The 20,274-nt window shown below is 64.2% G+C and carries 21 protein-coding genes and 1 pseudogene; 15 read left to right on the top strand and 7 right to left on the bottom strand.

Going from position 1 to position 20,274, the window contains the following annotated elements; all coding sequences use genetic code 11:
* Positions 1-93: 93 nt before the first annotated feature.
* A complete protein-coding gene (locus Atep_RS16970; RefSeq protein ID WP_336511394.1) occupies positions 94-396 on the top strand; it encodes a M15 family metallopeptidase in 303 nt (100 codons plus the stop codon).
* 9 nt (positions 397-405) lie between these two features.
* Here Atep_RS16970 and Atep_RS02795 read toward each other — a convergent pair whose 3' ends face one another.
* A complete protein-coding gene (locus tag Atep_RS02795) occupies positions 406-894 on the bottom strand; it encodes a DUF2269 family protein (protein WP_236786399.1) in 489 nt (162 codons plus the stop codon).
* 66 nt (positions 895-960) lie between these two features.
* On the opposite strand from Atep_RS02795, the gene Atep_RS02790 reads away from it, so the two are divergent.
* Positions 961-1,269 (top strand): 4a-hydroxytetrahydrobiopterin dehydratase, encoded by a 309-nt coding sequence (locus tag Atep_RS02790; RefSeq protein ID WP_213380182.1) that lies wholly within the window; start codon positions 961-963, stop codon positions 1,267-1,269.
* Positions 1,270-1,288: 19 nt separating this feature from the next.
* On the opposite strand, the gene Atep_RS02785 is transcribed toward Atep_RS02790, so the two are convergent.
* Positions 1,289-1,468: a hypothetical protein gene (locus Atep_RS02785; RefSeq protein ID WP_213380181.1), complete on the bottom strand. Its 180-nt coding sequence runs from the start codon at positions 1,466-1,468 to the stop codon at positions 1,289-1,291.
* Between the two features lie 36 nt (positions 1,469-1,504).
* Here Atep_RS02785 and Atep_RS02780 point away from each other — a divergent pair.
* The 3 genes and pseudogenes from Atep_RS02780 to Atep_RS02770 all read left to right on the top strand — a co-directional run bounded on the left by Atep_RS02780 (position 1,505) and on the right by Atep_RS02770 (position 4,080).
* Positions 1,505-2,625, top strand: a protein-coding gene (locus tag Atep_RS02780) for an IS3 family transposase (RefSeq protein WP_419467241.1) whose coding sequence is annotated in 2 segments (ribosomal slippage) — positions 1,505-1,792 and positions 1,795-2,625 — 1,119 coding nt in all. Because the reading frame shifts where the segments join, the coding sequence is not laid out codon by codon here.
* A pseudogene (locus Atep_RS02775) lies at positions 2,610-2,942 on the top strand (recombinase family protein); the annotation flags it as partial. The gene Atep_RS02780 and the pseudogene Atep_RS02775, both read left to right, overlap by 16 nt.
* The gene (locus Atep_RS02770; RefSeq protein ID WP_213380179.1) at positions 2,926-4,080 is read left to right on the top strand and encodes an RNA-guided endonuclease InsQ/TnpB family protein; all 1,155 of its coding nucleotides are present in this window, start codon (positions 2,926-2,928) and stop codon (positions 4,078-4,080) included. The pseudogene Atep_RS02775 and the gene Atep_RS02770, both read left to right, overlap by 17 nt.
* A 54-nt stretch (positions 4,081-4,134) precedes the next feature.
* Here Atep_RS02770 and Atep_RS02765 read toward each other — a convergent pair whose 3' ends face one another.
* The 3 genes from Atep_RS02765 to Atep_RS02755 all read right to left on the bottom strand — a co-directional run bounded on the left by Atep_RS02765 (position 4,135) and on the right by Atep_RS02755 (position 7,083).
* The gene (locus tag Atep_RS02765) at positions 4,135-5,535 is read right to left on the bottom strand and encodes an NAD(P)(+) transhydrogenase (Re/Si-specific) subunit beta (protein WP_213380178.1); all 1,401 of its coding nucleotides are present in this window, start codon (positions 5,533-5,535) and stop codon (positions 4,135-4,137) included.
* Positions 5,536-5,547: 12 nt separating this feature from the next.
* Positions 5,548-5,847 carry a proton-translocating transhydrogenase family protein gene (locus Atep_RS02760; RefSeq protein WP_213380177.1) on the bottom strand — a complete coding sequence of 100 codons (300 nt, stop codon included), beginning with the start codon at positions 5,845-5,847 and terminating at the stop codon, positions 5,548-5,550.
* Positions 5,848-5,982: 135 nt separating this feature from the next.
* Positions 5,983-7,083 (bottom strand): Re/Si-specific NAD(P)(+) transhydrogenase subunit alpha, encoded by a 1,101-nt coding sequence (locus tag Atep_RS02755; RefSeq protein ID WP_213380176.1) that lies wholly within the window; start codon positions 7,081-7,083, stop codon positions 5,983-5,985.
* Positions 7,084-7,328: 245 nt separating this feature from the next.
* Here Atep_RS02755 and prmA point away from each other — a divergent pair, with 245 nt between their 5' ends.
* From prmA to Atep_RS02735, 4 genes are all read left to right on the top strand, one after another.
* Positions 7,329-8,204, top strand: coding sequence for a 50S ribosomal protein L11 methyltransferase (prmA, locus tag Atep_RS02750; RefSeq protein WP_213380175.1), 876 nt, complete (start codon positions 7,329-7,331; stop codon positions 8,202-8,204).
* A gap of 47 nt (positions 8,205-8,251) precedes the next feature.
* Complete coding sequence (locus Atep_RS02745) at positions 8,252-9,334, top strand: DUF3592 domain-containing protein (RefSeq protein WP_213380174.1); 1,083 nt, start codon at positions 8,252-8,254, stop codon at positions 9,332-9,334.
* A gap of 95 nt (positions 9,335-9,429) precedes the next feature.
* Positions 9,430-10,614: a DNA adenine methylase gene (locus tag Atep_RS02740; RefSeq protein ID WP_213380173.1), complete on the top strand. Its 1,185-nt coding sequence runs from the start codon at positions 9,430-9,432 to the stop codon at positions 10,612-10,614.
* Between the two features lie 48 nt (positions 10,615-10,662).
* The gene (locus Atep_RS02735) at positions 10,663-11,337 is read left to right on the top strand and encodes an EcoRI family type II restriction endonuclease (protein ID WP_213380172.1); all 675 of its coding nucleotides are present in this window, start codon (positions 10,663-10,665) and stop codon (positions 11,335-11,337) included.
* A 98-nt stretch (positions 11,338-11,435) separates the two neighbouring features.
* Here Atep_RS02735 and Atep_RS02730 read toward each other — a convergent pair whose 3' ends face one another.
* Positions 11,436-11,645, bottom strand: a complete 210-nt coding sequence (locus Atep_RS02730; protein ID WP_236786397.1) for a group II intron maturase-specific domain-containing protein — start codon at positions 11,643-11,645, stop codon at positions 11,436-11,438.
* A 352-nt stretch (positions 11,646-11,997) separates the two neighbouring features.
* Positions 11,998-12,783: a YfdX family protein gene (locus Atep_RS02725; RefSeq protein ID WP_236786637.1), complete on the bottom strand. Its 786-nt coding sequence runs from the start codon at positions 12,781-12,783 to the stop codon at positions 11,998-12,000.
* Positions 12,784-13,426: 643 nt separating this feature from the next.
* On the opposite strand from Atep_RS02725, the gene dusB reads away from it, so the two are divergent.
* From dusB to Atep_RS02695, 6 genes are all read left to right on the top strand, one after another.
* Positions 13,427-14,443 (top strand): tRNA dihydrouridine synthase DusB, encoded by a 1,017-nt coding sequence (gene dusB / locus Atep_RS02720; RefSeq protein ID WP_236786395.1) that lies wholly within the window; start codon positions 13,427-13,429, stop codon positions 14,441-14,443.
* The gene (locus tag Atep_RS02715; RefSeq protein ID WP_213380170.1) at positions 14,440-14,748 is read left to right on the top strand and encodes a helix-turn-helix domain-containing protein; all 309 of its coding nucleotides are present in this window, start codon (positions 14,440-14,442) and stop codon (positions 14,746-14,748) included. The genes dusB and Atep_RS02715 overlap by 4 nt, the downstream gene beginning before the upstream one ends.
* Positions 14,749-14,870: 122 nt before the next feature.
* Positions 14,871-16,430: a bifunctional phosphoribosylaminoimidazolecarboxamide formyltransferase/IMP cyclohydrolase gene (purH, locus tag Atep_RS02710; protein WP_213380169.1), complete on the top strand. Its 1,560-nt coding sequence runs from the start codon at positions 14,871-14,873 to the stop codon at positions 16,428-16,430.
* Positions 16,431-16,521: 91 nt separating this feature from the next.
* Positions 16,522-17,298, top strand: a complete 777-nt coding sequence (gene lpxA, locus Atep_RS02705; protein WP_213380168.1) for an acyl-ACP--UDP-N-acetylglucosamine O-acyltransferase — start codon at positions 16,522-16,524, stop codon at positions 17,296-17,298.
* A gap of 43 nt (positions 17,299-17,341) precedes the next feature.
* On the top strand, positions 17,342-18,628 hold the full coding sequence (purD, locus tag Atep_RS02700; protein ID WP_213380167.1) for a phosphoribosylamine--glycine ligase: 1,287 nt from the start codon (positions 17,342-17,344) through the stop codon (positions 18,626-18,628).
* Between the two features lie 24 nt (positions 18,629-18,652).
* On the top strand, positions 18,653-20,269 hold the full coding sequence (locus Atep_RS02695; protein ID WP_213380166.1) for a tetratricopeptide repeat-containing response regulator: 1,617 nt from the start codon (positions 18,653-18,655) through the stop codon (positions 20,267-20,269).
* Positions 20,270-20,274 lie beyond the last annotated feature (5 nt).

Genomic DNA, 20,274 nt, shown 5'->3' with positions numbered 1-20,274 from the left:
AGGTCGGCCAGTCGGAGGCCTGGATCTCCCGGCGGACTTCCGGGGTGGTGCGGGCCTTCTTGTGGAGTCGAACCATCATGATGGCTCACGCTCCTGTGCAACGCGCGTCTGTGGGGGCTCCTTCTCCGCCCGGACCTCTGCAATCAGCGGCTTGATTACATCCCCGGCATAGAACAAAGGATCGCTCCTTCTTGGTATAGGATCACACGGGACCTGACACACCTTCTATCCGAACAGATCCCGCCGCTCGCCCAGGCACATCGCCGATTGCTCCTGCTGGCGATGCTCCAGGCCGGCTTTGCGCCCATGCCCTCGGAATGGTGGCACTATTCCTATGGCGATTGCTATTGGGCCGCGTATGCGCAGCAACCACAGGCGATCTACGGTCAGGTTTGAGCGGGCGATTCAAACCGGCTTGGCCACCATGATTCCGATGGCGACCACCAGCAGCACGGTCGCCGCCACGCCCCACACCGCCCAGCGTCGCCCTGCCCGCCAGTAGCTCGCCGGAATCTCCCCGCTCTCGGCGAAGGCCCGCGCCTGCCGACCCTGACGGATCTGCGCCGGGACCAGCACGCCGGCCCAGAGCGCGCCCGAGAGGGCCAGCAAGGCCTGTCCCCAGACCAACCAGCCGACGTTCAGGACATCCAGGCCCGCGACGAGTGCCGCCCCGTAGCCGCCGAGCGCGAGCAGCCCCACGCCGCCGACGGTGAACCACCAGTCGGTTAGCACCACCAACCGTTGGGCGAAGGCCAACACGCGCGGATCGCGGGTCCGGTCGGCGGCGAGCTTCCAGATCAGGGTGACGATCGCGTTGCCGACCAGCAGCACGACGCCGATGAGATGGAGTGTTTTCAGGCCGGTGTAGAGCATGGCGGCGAGTCCGTGTGGCAATCAGGAGATCGTGCGCCCATATCCTCGCTCAGAACCCAAGAGACCGGCTACCGACTGGAGACCACCATGTCCGCGACACGACTCGATACCGATGCCCTGACAACCGCCCTCGCCGACCTCAACGCCTTGGGCCAGGGCGGCTGGTCGCTTTCCGGCGGCCGGCTGTGCAAGACCTTCGTCTTCCCCGACTTCGTGCGCGCCTTCGGCTTCATGACCCAGGTGGCCCTGATCGCCGAGTCCATGAACCATCATCCCGACTGGAGCAATGTCTACGGACAGGTGCGCGTGGCACTGAGCACGCACGAGACCGGCGGGATCACCGAGCGCGATATTGAGCTTGCGCGGCAGATGGAGCGGCTGTCGGGCAACGGATGAGCGGACGGGGGATCGCCGTCTAGGACGGCGCTTCCAGAAAGATCCGAAACAGCGCCTTCAGGGCCGGGACATCGAACACCACGCCCGCCACGAACAGTGCTCCGAGCACGAACCACAGCCAGCCCAGCCGGACCGCCGACGCCCCTTCGTGATGCCCTTCGGCCTCGACTAAAGTGGACCCTGAAAACCGGACAGTCATTTAAGCTGTCAAGCCGGCACACAAGAGTGGATCGAAATGGGTGAAGCAAAGCGCAAGACGTATGCGGCGGCGTTCAAAGCCAAAGTGGGCTTGGAGGCCATCCGCGGGGTAAAAACGGTCAACGAGATTGGCCAGGGGCATGGCGTGCACCCGGTGCAAGTCGGGCAATGGAAGAAGGAGATCCTGGAACAAGCTAGCACGCTGTTCGAGACCAAGCGCGGGCGTAAACCTGTGGATGATCGGAGCGCGCCCGAACGGCGCTACAGCGAGATCGGGCGCCTGAAGCTGGAACTGAACTGGTTGAAAAAAAAGTCCGGGGTGAGCCTGTGAGCATCCGTCGCGAGTGGATCGAGCGTGAGGGCGAGGTCGCGGTGATCCGCCAATGTGCCTTGGCCGGGGTCGCGCGCTCCGGGGTCTATGCCCGCTCAATGGCGGACGTCGTCAGCGAGTTGGACCAGATCCTGTTGGCGTTGATTGATGCCGAGTACACCCGTCACCCGTTCGATGGCAGTCGGCGCATGGTGGTCTTTCTGAAGACGCAAGGCCATGCCGTGAACCGCAAGCGCGTGCAGCGACTGATGGGGATCTTGGGTCTCGCGGGGATGGCGCCCGGACCCGCCACGCGCCAATCCCACCCCGAGCACCAGGTGTATCCCTATCTGCTACGCGGGGTCGAGGTCACGCGCCCGAACCAAGTCTGGAGCACCGACATCACGTACATCCGCTTGGCGCATGGCTTCGCCTACCTGGTGGCCATCGTCGACTGGTACGCGCGCCGGGTACCGGCCTGGCGACTCTCCAACACCCTGGATGCGGGGTTTTGCGTGGACTGCCTGGAAGACGCGCTGCGGGCTCATGAGCGCCCCGAGATCTTCAACACCGACCAGGGGGCGCAGTTCACCAGCGCGGCGTTCACGGGCGTCCTCCTGCGCGAAGAGATCGCCATCAGCATGGACGGACGCGGGCGGGCACCGGATAACATCTTCGTCGAGCGCCTGTGGCGAAGCGTCAAGTACGAGGATGTCTACCTCAAGGGCTACGCGAGCATGCCCGAGTTGCTCCTGGGGTTGACCGAGTATTTCGCCTTTTACAACCAGGAGTGCCCGCATCAATCCCTGGGGTACCTGACGCCCGATACGGTCTACGATCGGGGATGAACTATCACACAAAAGGCTTGAAGCGCCTGCTCAATGAGGTGATTGAAGGACGCATCGGGCGGCTGGTCATCACCCACAAAGACCGCTTGCTGCGCTTCGGCGCGGAACTGGTGTTTGCGCTCTGCGAGGCCAAACAGGTCGAAGTGGTCATCCTCAACCAAGGTGAGGACACCACCTTCGAGGAAGATCTGGCGAGCGATGTACAGGAGCTCATCACCGTCTTCTCGGCCCGGCTCTACGACAGCCGCTCGCGCCGGAACCGCAAGCTCCTGGATGACGTGAAAAAGGCGGTCGAGGCCCATGCTGATCGCCCATAAGATTGAACTGCGCCCGACGCCCGAGCAGGCCGATTACCTCAATCAGGCGTGCGGCGCACGGCGGCACTGTTACAACCACTTGCTGGAGCATTTCAGCCGGCCCGGCGTGAAGTGGTCAAAGGCGGCGGCCTATCAGCACTACATGACGGTCTTGCGCGTGGAGTTTCCCTGGTACGCCGAGGTCTCCAGCCGCGTCACGCGCAACGCTATCGATGATCCGGATGCCGCCTTCAAGGGGTTCTTTCGGCGCATCAAGGCCGGTTCCAAGCATCCCGGCTATCCGCAGTTCAAGAAAAAGGACGTCAACGACTCCTTCGCCCTGCGTGAGCCGTCCAAGTTCGCTGTAGACGGGCGCACGTTGCGCATCGAGCGTCTCAAGTCACGCCTCGCGATGCGCCAACCGCTGCGCTTCACCGGTCAGACCAAGCAGGCGACGATCAGCAAGACGGCCGGTCGCTTCTATGTCTCGATCCTGGTCGACACCGAGGACTACAACCCGCACGCGCCGGATCAGCCGTCCGTCGGCGTGGACTTCGGGATCAAAAATCCGGCGACCCTGAGTACCGGCGAGGTCATCCCCGCCAACCAAAAACTCAAGAAGAACCTCAAGCGTTTGCAGCGCCGACAGCGGAACCTGTCGCGCAAAGTCAAAGGCAGCCGACGCCGAGCGAAAGCCAAGCTCCGAGTGGCCCGACTGCATCAGCGGATCAAGAACCAACGTCAGGCGGCGCTCCATGAACTGTCCGACACACTGACCCGCACCTATCAGGTCATCACGATTGAAGACCTGAATGTCACCGGAATGACGAAGAATCGCCGACTCGCCCGCGCCGTCTCCGATGCCGGCTTTGGTGAGTTACGGCGGCAGATCGAATACAAGGCCCAATGGCGCGGCGTGACGGTCGTCATCGCGGACCGATGGTTTCCATCCTCCAAGACCTGTCACGCCTGTGGTCAGCTCCATGACATGCCGCTGTCGCAGCGCACGCTGGTCTGCGACTGCGGACACGTCATGGATCGTGACCTCAACGCCGCCAAAAACCTTGATCAGTATGGTCGCGACGCGCTCAGGCGAGACCTTAAACGCACGCACGAGTCGGATAAGACGGGTTCGCCCGCGCCGGCGTTGACGGCGTGAACAGACTTATTCAGCTTCGTGCAAGTTTGGGTAGGTTTTTATGAGCGGTCCGGCCTAATGCCCGCCGCCCTTGAGCGCCGTATTCATCCCCTCGATGGTGTCCTTGGCGTCGCCGAACACCAGATAGGTGTTGTCCTGATAGAACAGTAGGTTGTCGACGCCCGAATACCCCGGACGCATCGAGCGCTTGAGGAAGTAGACCTGACGCGCGCGCCCGGCCTCCAGGATCGGCATGCCGTAGATGGGACTGGTCTTGTCCTCCTTGGCCGCCGGATTGACGACGTCGTTGGCCCCGACCACCAGCACCACGTCGGTGCCGGGGAACTCGGGGTTGATCTCGTCCATCTCCAGCACCTGATCGTAGGGGATGTCGGCCTCGGCCAGCAGCACGTTCATGTGCCCCGGCATGCGTCCGGCGACCGGATGGATGGCGAACTTGACCTCCACCCCGCGCGCCCCGAGCAGCTCGGCCAGTTCTTTCAATGCATGCTGCGCCTGCGAGACCGCCATGCCGTAACCGGGCACGATGATGACCTTGCCCGCATCCTCCATCCAGTAGACTGCGTCTTCGACCGCCGCCGACTTGACGCCCTTCTCCGCCGCCTGCGCCCCGGCGCTGTCACCCGTCCCGCTATCGGAGCCGAAGCCGCCGAAGACGACATTGATGATCGAGCGGTTCATCGCCTTGCACATGATGAAGGACAGGATCGCACCCGAGCAGCCGACCAGCGCACCGACGATGATCAGCAGATTGTTGTGCAGCGTGAAGCCGGTCGCCGCCGCCGCCCAGCCCGAGTAGCTGTTGAGCATCGAGATGATGACCGGCATGTCCGCCCCGCCGATCGGGATGATCAGGGTCACGCCGATGACGAGCGCCAGCACCGTCATCAAGGCCAGCGACAGCAGACTGCCGGTCATGGCGAAATGCACCGCCGGCGCAATGGTCAGTGCACCGATGACGGCATTGAGCAGATGCTGGCCGAAGAACTTGACCGGCGCGCCCGAGAGCAACCCCTGGAGCTTGCCGAAGGCGATGACCGAGCCGGTGAAGGTGATGGCACCGATCACCACACCCGCCGAAATCTCGCCCATCAGCACCGGGTTGAGCAGCCCCAGGCTCCGATGATGCAGAAAGGTGCCGATGCCGACCAGCACCGCCGCCAGACCCACGAAGCTGTGCAGCGCCGCGACCAGTTGCGGCATGGCCGTCATCTGGATGCGCATGGCGACGATGGCCCCGATGATCGCACCGCCCGCGATCCCGACGACGATGAAGCCGTAGGACTGCACCTCGGGCGCCAGCAGCGTGGCGACGATGGCGATGAGCATGCCGAGCATGGCGTACAGGTTGCCGCGCCGCGCGCTCGCCGGATGGGTCAGCCCCTTGAGGCCGAGAATGAACAGGATCGCTGCGACCAGATAGGCCAGCGCCTGATGGTTGACCGTGAATTCCATCGCTGTCCGCCCTTACTTCTTTTTCTTCTTGAACATCGACAGCATCCGGTGCGTGACCAGAAAGCCGCCGAAGACGTTGATCGAGGCCGGCAGCACGGCGATGAAGCCGATGAACTGGACCATCAGACCGGCCTGCGGATCACCCGCGACCAGTAGCGCGCCGACCAGGACGATGCCGGAGATGGCGTTGGTGAGCGCCACCAGCGGCGTGTGCAGCGAGGGCGTGACGCCCCAGATCACCCAGTAGCCGATGAAGCAGGCCAGGACGAAGACATAGAGGGCGATCAACGAGGGATCGAGTGCCTCGGGCATGTGTGTGACTCCTGTATGAGGCAGGGCGCGCATCGGGAGAGCGAGAGGCGCGCGACCTGCCGGGATGCTGTTGGCCCCTCTCCCCTCGCGGGAGAGGGTTTGGGGAGAGGGGGTTCATACGCAAGCCGTACTGGCTCAGGACACCGCCGCCTGGACCAGCATGGCCGCCGTGATGTCGTCGGCGCTCAGATCCTTGAGTTGGGGACCGGACTCACCGCGCTCGAACATGATCTCGATCAGATTGAACAGGTTGCGCGCATAGAAGGCGCTCGCGTCCGCCGGGACCAGGGCCGGGAAGTTGGTCAGACCGACCAGGGTGACGCCATGACGCTCGACGATCTCATCGGCGACGGTGAGCGGACAGTTGCCGCCGCTGGCCGCCGCCAGATCGACGATGACCGAGCCGTGACGCATGCGCTGGACGACATCCTCCGTCACCAGCACGGGCGCGCGGCGGCAGGGGATGAGCGCGGTGGTGACGATGACATGCGCCTTGGCCAGCTCGTCGGCGAGCGCGGCCTGCTGGCGCGCCTTGGCCTCGTCGGAGAGTTCCTTGGCATAGCCGCCCTCCCCCGCGCCGCTCTCGCCGAGATCGAGATCGATCGGCTTGGCGCCGAGCGAGAGGATCTGCTCGCGCGTCTCGGGGCGCACGTCATAGGCGTAGACATCCGCGCCCAGGCGACGCGCGGTGGCGATGGCCTGGAGTCCGGCCACGCCCGCGCCCAGCACCACCACCCGCGCCGGCTTGGCCGAACCGGCCGAGGTCATCATCATCGGCAGGAAGCGCCCATAGCGCGCGGCGGCCTCAATCACGGCGCGATAGCCGGCGATGTTGCTCTGCGAGGACAGCACGTCCATCGACTGGGCGCGCGAGGTGCGGGGCATCCGCTCCAGCGCCAGGACGCGCATCCCCTTCGCCAGCAGGCTCGGGAGGATCGCATCCTCGCCGCAGGATTCGAGCAGACCGATGTAGAGTCCGCCCGCACGCATGGCCTCGACATCGGCTTCGTCCGGACGGCGGACCCTGAGCAGCAGGTCGACGTCATAGGCGCCGGCACGGTCGCTCAGGCGGGCGCCGGCCGCCTCGTAGTCGGCATCCGGATAGCCGGCACGCACCCCGGCGCTGCTCTCGACCACGACCTCGAAGCCCTGGCCGACGAGCTTCTTCACGACCTCCGGCGTCGACGCTACGCGCGTCTCACCAGGGCGTGTCTCCAACGGGATTCCAATCTTCATGCTCAACGATTCGCCCCTGTTGTGGTTCGCCACCCCCTGGGCGGCAAAAATGCGCGCATTATCCCGAGCGCCTTGGTCGATCGCAACTTGTTAATATACCGAAGTCTTCGCGGTGTTTCGTTGACGGTTGCGATGCCTGTCGATGGCATGGCATCGGCCGGGCGATCGACGCGGCACTGAACACCGATGGCCGAACAGGCTACAATTGCGCCCCTTCACCGCCGCCCCCAACCCCGGTTCGACTCATGCCCTGGCTACAACTTGCCTTCGATGTTCCGCGCGATCAGGCGGACGCCCTTGAACACTATCTGGAACTGGCCGGAGCACTCTCGGTCACGCTCGGCGACGCGGGCGACGAGCCGCAGCTCGAACCCGGTCCCGGCGAGACACCGCTGTGGTCGGTGGTGACGCTCACGGCGCTGTTCGAGAGCGATCCGGAGAGCGCGGCCCTGGTCGAGCGACTGGCGCTGGATCTGACCGCGCGTCTCGGCGAGCGCCCGCGCCTCCATCGCATCGAGGATCAGGTCTGGGAGCGCGTCTGGCTCGATACGTTCAAGCCGACCCGCTTCGGGCGGCGGCTGTGGGTCTGTCCGCACGGCCAGCCGCCCGGCGACCCCGAGGGCGTGGTCGTGGCGCTCGATCCGGGGCTGGCCTTCGGCACCGGGCATCATGCGACCACGGCGCTCTGTCTGGAATGGCTCGACGGCGCGGATCCGGCCGGCAAGACCGTGCTCGACTTCGGCTGCGGCTCGGGGATTCTGGCCATCGCCGCGCTCAAGCTCGGCGCCGCGCGCGCCATCGCGGTCGATCACGATCCGCAGGCGCTCACGGCCACGCACGACAATGCGCAGGCCAATGGCGTACTGGATCGGCTGGAGATCTTCGCGCCCGAGTCGTTCACCGATCCGAGCGTCGATATCGTGCTGGCCAACATCCTCGCCGGCCCGCTGATCGCGCTGGCGCCGCGTCTGAGTGCGATGCTGGTTCCGGGCGGCGATCTGGTGCTCTCGGGCGTGCTCACCGAGCAGGTCGAGTCGGTCAGTGCCGCCTATGTCGAGCGCGTCAGGCTGGCGGCGCCGCGTATCCGCGACGATTGGGCCTTGATCTCGGGACGCCGATGATCGCGAATCCGGCCCCAGGTTGAGGCGCACTCCAAGGAGAGACGGCGATGGCTGAACAGGCGCCCAAGCCCGGCGACAAACAACGCTACATCCTCGGATTGATTCTGGCCGTGGCGGCCTTGATGCCGGCCGTTGTCTGGCTGGCTCTGCTGGCGGCCGAGCGCGATAGGCTCGGCGGCGGCTGGGGGAGTCCGGTGGAGATGGCGGCGACGCTCCTGGTCGTGTTGCTCGTCGTCGCGCTGGGTGTGGCGGCATTCCAGCTCAGCCGGGTGCTCGAATACATCGATCCGGAGCAGATCGATTTTCCGGCCCTGTCCGAATCCTTCAGCGACAGCGGCGGGCGACTGGCGGCCTATCTGGAGCGGCCGCCGCCGCGCCCTTTCGAGGCGGTCTGTCTGGCCCCGATCTGGAACGGTCTGTTTCCGCCTGCGGCCCGCGTGGCGATCGCGCTCCTGCTGCCGCTCATGCTGATCATGTTGGCGCTGTTGAGCTACATGGTACTCAGTGCCGCCGAGGCCGATCGGATCATCGATCAGGGGCCGGTGAACACGACCCTGGCCACGGTCACGTCCGTCGAGGAGAAGCGCGATCGCAACAACGGCCGCTATTTCGAGACGCGCTATCGGTTCAAGGCGGTCGCCGGCACCACCGATCTGCAATCCATGAGCTTCGCGGACCACACTGAGCTTCGGCCCGGTGATCTCGCCACGGTCGAGTACATGGCCCGCGATCCGTCCCTGAATCGGCTGGTGGGGATGCGAACGACACCCATCGATCCCAATGCGATCCTTCTCCCCGCTGGGGCGATCACGCTGGTGTTCCTGCCCTCGTTTGGCGTCTATGTCTGGTGGCGGCGGCGATTCGCCCGCGTGTTGCTCACTGAGGGTGTGTTGGTCGATGCGGCGATCGAGTCGCTGCGTCGCGGCGGGCGAGGTGCGGTGTTCTGCAAGGTCGAGTATCGTCTCCGGGGTCTCGTCGAACGCAAACGGCTCGCCGTACCTGCCGACCCGAGCCTCTATGCCACACTGCACAATCGTCGACAGCGGCATCAGACGATCAAGGTCTTGGCGCATCCTGAGCGTTTTAAGTCGGTCTATTTGATCGAACCGATACTCGCCGCTGCGCGGTGAGTTCGCAGATCACGGCTGGTTGCTACATGTTGCGTTTCGTGTGGTAAGTTAGCCCGAAACCATCCAATCACTGGTTAGACGCCAACATGCGAAACATGGAGGACGAAGTGATCGAGCGTGAGCAGGAGCCCATTGCGGTACGGGAGGGGCACCAACTTGGACTCTGGGCGGACGATTTCCCGGCTGAGGACTCCGACTACCTGTCCCGGCAGCTACTCACATACATCGGAAACAAGCGCGCCCTTCTTGGCCACATCGGTCGCGCTGTAGAGCAGGTCAAACGTCGCCTCGGCAGGCACCGCCTCCAAGTCCTTGATGCGTTCAGCGGGTCCGGGGTCGTGTCCCGCTTCCTGAAAGCACATGCCTCCCTTCTAATCAGCAACGATTTCGAGGACTACGCGGCGGTCACAGCCCGATGTTACCTGCGTAACCGAAGCACCGTAGATCTTGGCCTACTCTCAGAGATCGTCTCCGACTTCAACGCGCGGGTCGCGACTGAGCCAATGCCGCCGGGCTTCATTGAGGACCTCTACGCACCGCGAGACGAAGCCGGCATCACTCGCGAAGACCGGGTCTTCTACACGAAGGCTAACGCTCGGCGACTCGATAACTACCGGCGTCTCATCGACACCGCACCCGCCGAGTTCCGGGATCTGCTACTGGGCCCACTGCTCAGCAAAGCGTCTGTCCACGCGAACACTGCCGGTGTCTTCAAGGGATTCTACAAGAACAGGGACTCCGGAGTTGGCCAATTCGGGGGTAGCGGCTCTGATGCCCTGCTCCGCATCCTTGGTGAGATCAAACTTGAGAGTCCTGTCCTGAGCAACTTCGAATGCGAGTATCAGGTCCACCAAGAGGATGCCAATGCACTCGCGCCAAAGCTGCGAGACCTTGACCTGGCCTACATCGACCCGCCCTACAACCAGCATCCGTACGGCTCGAACTACTTCATGCTCAACCTCCTTGTCCACTATGAGCGCCCACATCACGTGAGCCGCGTATCCGGCATACCTGCTGACTGGCGTCGCTCGGGCTATAACGTCCGTGCACGCTCCTTGCCGTTGCTTCACCAGCTACTGAAGTCACTCGATGCACGCTTTCTCTTGATCTCATTTAACAACGAAGGCTTCATCTCTCCCGTGCAGATGCGCTCGATGCTCGACACACTCGGCTCCGTAGACACCTTCGAGGTGCCGTACAATGCCTTCCGTGGTAGTCGAAACTTCAACAACAGGCCGATTCACGTGACCGAGCAGCTCTTCCTGGTCGAGCGGAGGTAGGTAACGATGGCCCGAAAGCATCAGCTACGAGAGCAACGTGCGGGCACGGTGATCAACGTTACCTCGAAGAAGCAGGAATCGGACATCATCAAAGCGCTGCGCCAAGTCGAGGCTTGTCTCAATGGGAAGTTCGCGACGAAGATCTCCTTGGCGCATGAGAAGCAGTGGTACCTGAAGGACATCGTTGCTGAGCTTCGGCACACGTATCCGGACACGACTTTTCACTATCACTTCGACAGCAGCTCCATCCGGCCAGACGGGGGTATTCTCCACATCCGAGGGAAGCCCGGGGACAAGTTGATGTATCCGGTGCTCATCGCGGAGGTCAAGAATCAGGGGACGAACGACCTCCGTGCTGAGGAGGGGCTTCCCAAGCAGGCAAGAGGGAACGCCATCGAGCGACTCGGGAAGAATCTCATCGGCCTCCGCGCAGCGCTCATGCGCGAGGCCATCTTCCCTTTCGTTTGCTTCGGATACGGCTGCGACTTCGAAGCAGACTCCTCGATTCTTGATCGCGTGTCCACGATGGCGATGTTCGGGGAGTTGAACAAGACATACCTGCACAACGAAGAAGGCGGCAAGTTCAACCGAGGCAGCTTCTACTTTCGGCCGAACCCATGGTCAGTCGGCGAGATGGTCGACGTCATGGCCGACATCGCCGAGAGGGCGGTGCTCTACTACTTTTCCAAGTACCGTGAGGACCACTTTGACAAGTCGTCGTAGCTTCCAGCACCGAGAGTTGGCGTCTAACAATCGGGTAAGGGCGGGTGTTTAGCCCGCCCTCCCCACACCACCTAGCATGCGGGTCCGCACTAGGCGGTTCACAAGAAGCGAGACAGATGCCAATAGCTCTTGGAACTCATGCCCGTCCAGATCGCGGTCCGTGCCCGTGTGCCCAGGGCCGGCAGGTGGCGAATACGATTGCGCACCCCGCGCCACTGTTTCCAGTAGCACATGCGGACACGCCGCCGCCGCCAATGATCCAGCTCGGGGATTGGCCGGTAATAATCCGAGATGCCGAAGTAGCCCATCCAAACCGCCGCATTTACCCTATCCCCTGCACCTGATGGGTTTCGTCACCATGTGCTGACTCACCCAGGGACTGAGCCTTCTATGCGATTTCTGTTCGTCGGCTCGCACCTTTGCGCTCGGGCTTCCTCCAGACAGACCCTCGCGGGGCTGCCCTGGCCGTCGGCTAGTAGTTACATCAGACCCAAAGGTCACTACAGGTACTCCTACAGGGGACTCTCACCCCATCAGTTCATGCCCATGCCGGGCGTACACAAAAGCGTCAACTCGGACCGGGCTTTACGCTCCGCTCCAAGCCCGGCCGGTTACGCTTGGCGTTGCACTTGAGTCTGCTCAAGACTTCGAGGCTGGCTGTTAGGAGGCCGAGTCGGTGGTTGGCACGGCGGGATCAGTGAGTCCGCCAACCACGGCCGTGGTGACTACCAGACCGTCACGCACCTTCTTGAGTTCGAGATTGGCCTCATAGGGCTTGCACGCATCGAGCAGCTTGATCGCCTGATCGACCTCGGCGCTGGTCTCGGCCAATGGCAGACTGATCTCATGCGCGATCAACGTCAGATCGGCGAGCTTCAGCGACTGAGCCGCCGCCTGTCGGTCGCCACGTTGCAGATGCTCCTTGGCTTGAGCGATGGCCGCATCGCGTACCTTGGCGCGTTCGACCATGGACTGAGGCTTGGCCATCTCATCTCCGGTGGCCTTGGCCTGAGCCGCGACGGGCTGATCAGCGGCCGCCGTGGACTTCGGCTCGTCCGTCGCGCCTTGAGTCGGCTGAGCGTCGAATGCCTCGATGACCTGCAACTCCGAAGCGATCGGGATCAGATCCATCTTCTCGCGCTCACGTTCGTGCTTCACCTGCTGACCTTCCCGGACCTTGGTCGTCACGGTGATCGGTCGGTCTTGCTTCTCGGCCTGGTCGAGCAATTTATGGCTTTCGGCCAGCAGCTTCTTGGCGTTGTCGACATAGCCATCGTTGATCGCCAGTCGTGCCAACTGGGAATGCTCGACGGCCATCAAGCCCAGCTTCGAGAGTTCCATCTCCTGTTTGGGACTCGGGCCGCCCGTCACGATCTGCGTGATGGTCGTGTCGGTATTGGCGGCGGCCGGACGGAGATCAGCGGCGTGGTTGCGACCGATGGCCACGAATGACAAGCGAGGATCGTGACGGCGGTGATCGGATAGATACGGTTCATAAGTTCCTCCGCGAGAAACCCCGTCCTTCGGGACGGGGAGGGATAGCGGCTGCGACAGTGCAGCCGCCGGAAACAGATGCAGGCTTTCCACCTGCCGGGCCGTGCGGCTCTGCCCGTAAGGGCCTGGTGACGGACGACGCCTCGCGGCGTGGTCGCTCCCCTCGCCAATGTGTGCAACCGGCTCCCGCCGGCGCGGCGATCAAGACCTTCGACGCTTTACCTTTCGCCTGCATGATCTCGACCTTTCAGAGCGGCGGACTGAGGAAGCATCCGCCGGTGAGTCTTGACGACCTGTTGCACACGGAGCCCCTTTCGACCGTCCCGGTCAGGCGGGCTGAGGCTGGTCAACCCAGCTTGCTTTCACAAGCTCCGCCCTTCAGGGCGGGGTAGTTGACGACGCTACACTCCTCAGGACGATTGACAGGTTGCATCTGTCGGCGGCGGTTGCTTCCGCCGATGGAGAGAGTATCGGACACGCCGCCTTACCCGAGGCTGAAGAACGGGTTAAATCCGTGTAACCTTGAAAAGAACCGCCGTTGTTCAAATTCTGATACGTCGATGCGTGCGGCCACGTCCACGAGAGAGAAACATCCTTGCCCGCTTTGATCCGCCCCTTCCGGATCGGCCCCCATCGGCTCGCCAACAACCTGATCCTGGCCCCCATGGCCGGGATCACCGACCGCCCGTTCCGCACCCTGTGCCGGCGACTCGGCGCCGGACTGGCCGTGGCCGAAATGGTCGCCGCCAACACCGCGCTCTGGGGCAGCCGCAAGTCGCTGCACCGGCTCGACTATCGCGACGAGCCGGGACCGATCTCGGCGCAGATCGTCGGCTCCGATCCCGCCGAAATGGCCGAGGCCGCACGGCTCAACGTCGAGCTGGGCGCGCACATCGTCGACATCAACATGGGCTGTCCGGCCAAGAAGGTGTGCAAGGTCGCCGCCGGCTCGGCCCTGCTGCGCGACGAGACGCGCGTGGCGCGCATCCTGGAGGCCGTGGTCGCCGCCGTCGAGGCGCCGGTGACGCTCAAGATCCGCACCGGCTGGTCCCCCGAGGAACGCAACGCCGTGCGCATCGCCCGGATCGCGCGCGAGTCGGGCATCGCCGCCCTGACCGTGCACGGACGCACGCGCGCCTGCACCTACGGCACCCCGGCCGAGTACGACACCATCCGCGCCATCCGCGCCTCAGTGGACATCCCGCTCATCGCCAACGGCGACATCGCCTCGGCGCAAGACGCCCGCCGCGTTCTGGACTACACGGGCGCGGATGCTATCATGATCGGTCGCGCGGCCCAGGGACGCCCCTGGATCTTCGGCGACATCGCCGCTGGGCTGGCCTCCGAGCCTGCGCATCCGTCTGAATCGCCGAACGCGCCACGCCACTGGATCAAAGACATCCTGAGAGAACATCTCGAATCGCTCTATGCTTTCCATGGCGATTACGCCGGGGTGCGGATCGCGCGCAAGCACATCGCCTGGTACTGCCGGCATCTGCCCGGCGCGGCGAGCTTCCGGGACACCATCAACACAACCGAGTCAGCGAGCGAGCAACTCCGGCTTGCACTCGCTTTCCTCGATCGAGACCAGGACGATTACGCCCGACCATGACGAGTGAGGCCGCGCCCACCACATCCGAACCGCCACCGCCAGCGACTGGACTCGCCCCCGACGATCACCGGCACGCCGCGCCACTGAGCCAGTGCGTGCGCGCCGCCGTCGAGGCCTATCTCACCAACATGGCCGGGCACGAGATCGAGAATCTCTATGATCTGGTCATGCAGGAGGTCGAGCGTCCCCTGTTCGAGCTGGTGCTGCACCACACCCAGGGCAACCTCAGTCAGGCGGCACGCCTCCTCGGCCTGACGCGCAATACGCTGCGCAAACGGCTCAAGGCCCACGGCATCGACCGCTGAGGTCTGTCCTGAAATCCGTGGGATCGAAGACGCGGATGTTGCACAATCGCGCCCAAGCCGTCGACACCTCGATCCCGAACACTGTGCGAATCCATACGCCCATCCAGACTTTGGACCATCCGATGCAACCCATTCAACGCGCCCTGATCAGTGTCTCCGACAAGACCGGTCTGCTCGACTTCGCCCGCGTGCTCGCCGCGCGCGGCGTCGAGATCCTCTCCACCGGCGGCACCGCCCGCCTGCTGGCCGACAACGGCCTGACCGTGGTCGAGGTCTCGGACCACACCGGCTTCCCCGAGATGATGGATGGGCGCGTCAAGACCCTGCATCCGCGCATCCACGGCGGCATCCTCGGCCGTCGCGGCCTCGACGACGCGATCATGACCGAACACGGCATCCCGCCGATCGATCTGGTGGTGGTCAACCTCTATCCCTTCGAGCAGACGGTGGCCAATCCCGACTGTGATCTGGAGACGGCGATCGAGAACATCGACATCGGCGGCCCGACCCTGCTGCGCGCGGCGGCCAAGAACCACGCCAGCGTCACCGTGGTGGTGGACGCCGCCGACTACGAGCGCGTGGCCGAGGAGATCCAGTCCACCGGCGGGGTCAGCGAGGCGACCCGCTTCGATCTGGCGGCCAAGGTGTTCGAGCACACCGCGCGCTATGACGGCGCCATCGCCAACTATCTGTCGGCGCGCGCGGAGTCCGAGGCCGGCGCCGGCTTCCCGCGCACCCTGACGCTGCAATTCAAGCGCCGGCAGTCGATGCGCTATGGCGAGAATCCGCATCAGAACGCGGCCTTCTATGTCGAGCATCAGGTCGCAGAGGCCGGCATCTCGACCGCGACCCAGATCCAGGGCAAGGAGCTGTCCTACAACAACATCGCCGACACCGATGCCGCGCTCGAATGCGTCAAGCAGTTCGACGAAGCGCCGGCCTGCGTCATCGTCAAGCACGCCAACCCCTGCGGCGTGGCCTTCGGTGCGACCCTGCTGGAAGCCTATGATCGCGCCTATCAGACCGATCCCGAATCGGCCTTCGGCGGCATCATCGCCTTCAACCGCGAACTCGACGCCGAGACCGCGCACGCCATCGTCGAGCGTCAGTTCGTCGAGGTCATCATCGCCCCGCGCGTATCCGACGCCGCCCGCGCCGCCGTCGCCGCCAAGCCGAACGTGCGCCTGCTCGAATGCGGCGACTGGTCCCGCGAACCGGGCGACCGGCTCGACTTCAAGCGCGTCAACGGCGGTCTGCTGGTGCAGGACGCCGATCTGCGTCTGACCGACCGGATCCGTACCGTCACCGAGCGCGCCCCGACCGAAGCCGAACTGGCCGACCTGCTCTTCACCTGGCGCGTGGCCAAGTTCGTCAAGTCCAACGCCATCGTCTACGGGCGCGAGCGCATGACCATCGGCGTCGGCGCCGGTCAGATGAGCCGGGTGAATTCCGCACGCATCGCCGCCATCAAGGCCGAGCACGCGGGCCTCACCGTCGCCGGCTCGGTGATGGCCTCGGATGCCTTCTTCCCCTTCCGCGACGGCATCGATCAAGCGGCGGCGGCCGGCATCAAGGCCGTCATCCAGCCCGGCGGCTCGATGCGCGACGCCGAGGTCATTGCCGCCGCCAACGAGCACGGCATGGCCATGGTCTTCACCGGCATGCGTCACTTCAGGCATTGATTCAGCGACCGGCCTCCAGCGATCAGCCTCCAGTCATTGCGCCTCGACTGTAAGCTGGTCGCTGGAAGCTGACCGCTGGAGGCTTTCAAACATGCGTATCCACCCAACAGCCATCGTCGAGGACGGCGCTCAACTGCACCCCAGCGTGACGGTCGGCCCCTATTCGATCATCGAATCCGGGGCCGTCATCGGCGAGGGTTGCCGGATCGAAAGCAATGTGCGCATCTTCGGCGTCACCCGGATGGGCGCGTACAACCGCGTCTGTCATGGCGCGACCCTGGGTTCCGAACCGCAGGATCTGAGCTTCACGCCCGAGAAGGCCCGACCGCTGGTCATCGGCGATCACAACCATTTCAAGGAATGCGTCAACATCAGCGGCGGGATCAAGACCGAGGACGGCACCCGCATCGGCAACCACAATTACTGGATGGCCTTCAGCCACGCCGGACACGATTGCATCGTCGGCGATCACAATGTCTTCGCCAACACAGCGACCCTGGCCGGGCATGTCGAGATCGCCGACCACTGTTTTCTCTCGGGACAGGTTGCCGTACATCAGTTCTGCCGCATCGGTTCCTATGTCATGATCGCGGGCGTGACCGGCGTACCCCAGGACGTGCCTCCCTACATGCTCGCCGACGGTCATCGCGCGCGCCTGATCGGACTCAATGTGGTCGGACTGCGACGCAGCGGCTTCAGTCAGGAGCAGCGCACGCGCATCAAGGCCGTCTATCGTCTGATCCTGCGTTCCGGCCTGCGCTCGGACGAGGCGCTCCAGCGTGCCGAGAACGAGTATCCCGGCCCGGAGACTGCGCAGATCGTCGCCTTCATTCGCGCCAGCCGGCGCGGTATCGTGTCGTTCGGTTGATGTGGATACGATCTGAAACCAAAAACAGAGATTTGAAATACCGATGAAGATCTTGATCGTGGGCAGCGGCGGGCGCGAGCACGCCCTGGCCTGGAAAGCCGCCCAATCCCCCCAGGCCGAGCAGGTGTTCGTGGCCCCCGGCAATGGCGGCACGGCGACCGAACCCGGCGTGGAGAACGTCGCCATCGCCGCCGACGACATCGCCGGACTGGTCGAGTTCGCGCGCCGCGAGTCGATCGGGCTGACCATCGTCGGCCCCGAGGCGCCGCTGGTGCTGGGTCTGGTCGATGCCTTCACCGAGGCCGGCCTGCCCTGCTTCGGACCGGATCAGGCCTCGGCCCAACTGGAAGGCTCCAAGGCGTTCGCCAAGGACTTCTTGCACCGCCACGGCATCCCGACGGCGGCCTATGGTGTCTTCACCGAGCCGGAGCCGGCACTTGCCTACCTGCGTCAGGTCGGTGCACCCGTGGTGGTCAAGGCCGACGGGCTGGCCGCCGGCAAGGGCGTGATCCTGGCCGATGACCTGACCACGGCCGAGGCGGCCGTGCACGACATGCTCGGCGGCGGACGCTTCGGCAGCGCCGGAGCGCGCGTCGTGATCGAGGAATTCCTCACCGGCGAGGAAGCCAGCTTCATCGCCATGGTCGACGGCCGGCACATCCTGCCGCTGGCCTCGTCCCAGGACCACAAGGCGCGCGACGACGGCGACCGCGGCCCGAACACCGGCGGCATGGGCGCCTACTCGCCCGCCCCCATCGTCACCCCCGAGATCCACGACCGCATCATGCGCGAGGTGATGGAACCGACGGTCGCCGGTCTGGCCGCCGAGGGCCTGCCCTATCTGGGCTTCCTCTATGCCGGCCTCATGATCGGCGCCGATGGTACGCCCAAGGTGCTGGAGTTCAACTGCCGCCTCGGCGATCCCGAGACCCAGCCACTGTTGATGCGTCTGCAATCCGATCTGGTCGAACTCTGTCTGGCCGCGCTCGACGGACGGCTCGATCAGGTCACGGCCGACTGGGACGCGCGCCCCGCACTCGGCGTGGTCATGGCCGCCGGCGGCTATCCGGACGACTATGACAAGGGTCATGTCATCAGCGGTCTGGATGCGGTACCCTCCAGCGAAGCCAAGGTCTTCCAGGCCGGCACCCGGCGCGTGGGCGACGACATTCTGACCAACGGCGGTCGCGTACTCTGCGTCACCGCGCTCGGTGACACCGTGGCCGAGGCCCAGCGGCTGGCCTATCAGGCCGTCGACCGAATCCATTGGACGGGCGCCTTCTGTCGGCGCGACATCGGACATCGCGCCATCAAGCGCGAACAATCCTGAGTGCAGTAGTCGGAGCACAGTGCGATGGCGGATGCCTTTACAGCCAAAACCTTTCTGGTGATCGATGATTTCGCCGACATGCGCGCAGCGATCAAGGGCATTCTGGCCTCGCTCGGGGTCACGCGCATCGATCAGGCCCGCAACGGCAGTGAAGCCATCGCCAAGATGCAGAACAGGCATTTCGACGTCATCCTCTGCGACTACAACCTCGGCCCCGGCAAGGACGGCCAGCAGGTGCTCGAAGAGGCCCGCCATCGTCAGCTCATCGGCGTCGACTGCATCTTCATCATGATCACGGCCGAGAACACCCGTGAAATGGTGATGGGCGCGGTCGAATACGCCCCCGACAGCTATCTCTCCAAGCCGTTCACCAAGGATCTGCTTCAGACCCGTCTGGCCAAGCTCTTCGAGCGCAAGGCGCATCTGACGGTGGTCAATCAGGCGCTGATGGCCAAGGACGTCTCGGCGGCGATCCGCGCGCTCGACACCCTGATCACCGACAAACCGCGCAACCTCGGCGAACTGCTCAAGCTCAAGAGCGAGATCTGCATCGACGCCAACCGGCTCGACGAGGCCATGACGACCCTGGAACAGGTGCTGGCCATCCGCGAGATGCCCTGGGCGCGGCTCGGGATCGGCAAGATCCAGTTCATGCGGAAGCAGTTCGATCAGGCACAGGAAACCTTCAGACAACTGATCGAGCAGGACTCCAACTTCATCGGCGCCTACGACTGGCTGGCGAAGGCGCAGAAGGCGCAGCGTCGTTTCACCGAGGCCGAGGAGACACTGCGCACCGCCGTGCGACTCTCGCCGCGCAGCATTCGGCGCCAGCATGCACTCGGCGACATCGCCCTGAACAACGGTCATCCCGAGGTCGCCGAGACCGCCTATGAGCGGGCCGTCGGACTGGCGAAACACTCGGTGCTCAATCATCCGGTGCTCTTCGCCGGTCTGGCCAAGAGTAAATCGGCCAACGCCAAGCACGACGAGGCGCTCAAGGTCGCCAACCAGATCCACAAGGTCTTTCCCGATCAGCAGGAAGCGGCCTTCTATGCCGCCACTACCAGCGCACTCATCAAAACCCGCCAGGGCGACGCGGCCGGCGCCGCCGCCGCGCTTGCCGAGGCCGAAGAGGTGCTCGCCCGGCTCAATGAGATCGCGCACTCCTCCGAACATGCCCTGGAGATGGCCAAGACCTATGCCGGACTCGGACGCGCCGACAAGGCCGCCGCCATGCTGCGCCAGACCATCGCCAACAATCACGACGATGACGAGATCCTGACTCAGGTCGTGCATCTATGCCGGGAATCCGGACTACAATATGATGCCGAGACGGCGATCCGCGAAGTCCAGCGCGATCTGGTCAAGACCAACAACGAAGGCGTGCGACTGATCAAGCGGGGCGAATTCGAGGCCGCCATCCGTCTCTTGTGTCAGGCGGCCGACGAGGTGCCGGGCAACAAGACCATCAGTCTCAATGCGGCCAAGGCCATCATCATGTATATGGAACGCCGGGGCGTCACCAACGACGATCTACAGCGCGTGCGCCACTATATCGACCGCGTCCAGACGCTGGCGCCCGATGACTGGCGACTGGGCGATGTCATCGCGCGACTGCGCAAACTCACCACCAAGGGTTGAGCCGA

Origin of the sequence: Allochromatium tepidum (genome assembly GCF_018409545.1) — a bacterium.
In the GTDB taxonomy this organism is placed as follows: Bacteria; Pseudomonadota; Gammaproteobacteria; order Chromatiales; family Chromatiaceae; genus Thermochromatium; species Thermochromatium tepidum_A.
The sequence above is the reverse complement of the archived record's forward strand: the minus strand, read 5'-3'. Positions and strand labels throughout refer to the sequence as shown.

Excerpts from the sequence above, each read along its gene's own strand:
- lpxA (WP_213380168.1), top strand. The coding sequence starts at position 16,522 with ATGCGTATCCACCCAACAGCCATCGTCGAGGACGGCGCTCAACTGCAC.
- purD (WP_213380167.1), top strand. The coding sequence starts at position 17,342 with ATGAAGATCTTGATCGTGGGCAGCGGCGGGCGCGAGCACGCCCTGGCC.
- Atep_RS02760 (WP_213380177.1), bottom strand. The coding sequence starts at position 5,847 with ATGCCCGAGGCACTCGATCCCTCGTTGATCGCCCTCTATGTCTTCGTC.
- Atep_RS02755 (WP_213380176.1), bottom strand. The coding sequence starts at position 7,083 with ATGAAGATTGGAATCCCGTTGGAGACACGCCCTGGTGAGACGCGCGTA.
- Atep_RS02785 (WP_213380181.1), bottom strand. The coding sequence starts at position 1,468 with ATGACTGTCCGGTTTTCAGGGTCCACTTTAGTCGAGGCCGAAGGGCAT.
- prmA (WP_213380175.1), top strand. The coding sequence starts at position 7,329 with ATGCCCTGGCTACAACTTGCCTTCGATGTTCCGCGCGATCAGGCGGAC.
- Atep_RS02790 (WP_213380182.1), top strand. The coding sequence starts at position 961 with ATGTCCGCGACACGACTCGATACCGATGCCCTGACAACCGCCCTCGCC.
- Atep_RS02740 (WP_213380173.1), top strand. The coding sequence starts at position 9,430 with ATGGAGGACGAAGTGATCGAGCGTGAGCAGGAGCCCATTGCGGTACGG.
- Atep_RS02770 (WP_213380179.1), top strand. The coding sequence starts at position 2,926 with ATGCTGATCGCCCATAAGATTGAACTGCGCCCGACGCCCGAGCAGGCC.
- purH (WP_213380169.1), top strand. The coding sequence starts at position 14,871 with ATGCAACCCATTCAACGCGCCCTGATCAGTGTCTCCGACAAGACCGGT.
- Atep_RS02745 (WP_213380174.1), top strand. The coding sequence starts at position 8,252 with ATGGCTGAACAGGCGCCCAAGCCCGGCGACAAACAACGCTACATCCTC.
- Atep_RS02765 (WP_213380178.1), bottom strand. The coding sequence starts at position 5,535 with ATGGAATTCACGGTCAACCATCAGGCGCTGGCCTATCTGGTCGCAGCG.
- Atep_RS02695 (WP_213380166.1), top strand. The coding sequence starts at position 18,653 with ATGGCGGATGCCTTTACAGCCAAAACCTTTCTGGTGATCGATGATTTC.
- Atep_RS02730 (WP_236786397.1), bottom strand. The coding sequence starts at position 11,645 with ATGGGCTACTTCGGCATCTCGGATTATTACCGGCCAATCCCCGAGCTG.
- Atep_RS02715 (WP_213380170.1), top strand. The coding sequence starts at position 14,440 with ATGACGAGTGAGGCCGCGCCCACCACATCCGAACCGCCACCGCCAGCG.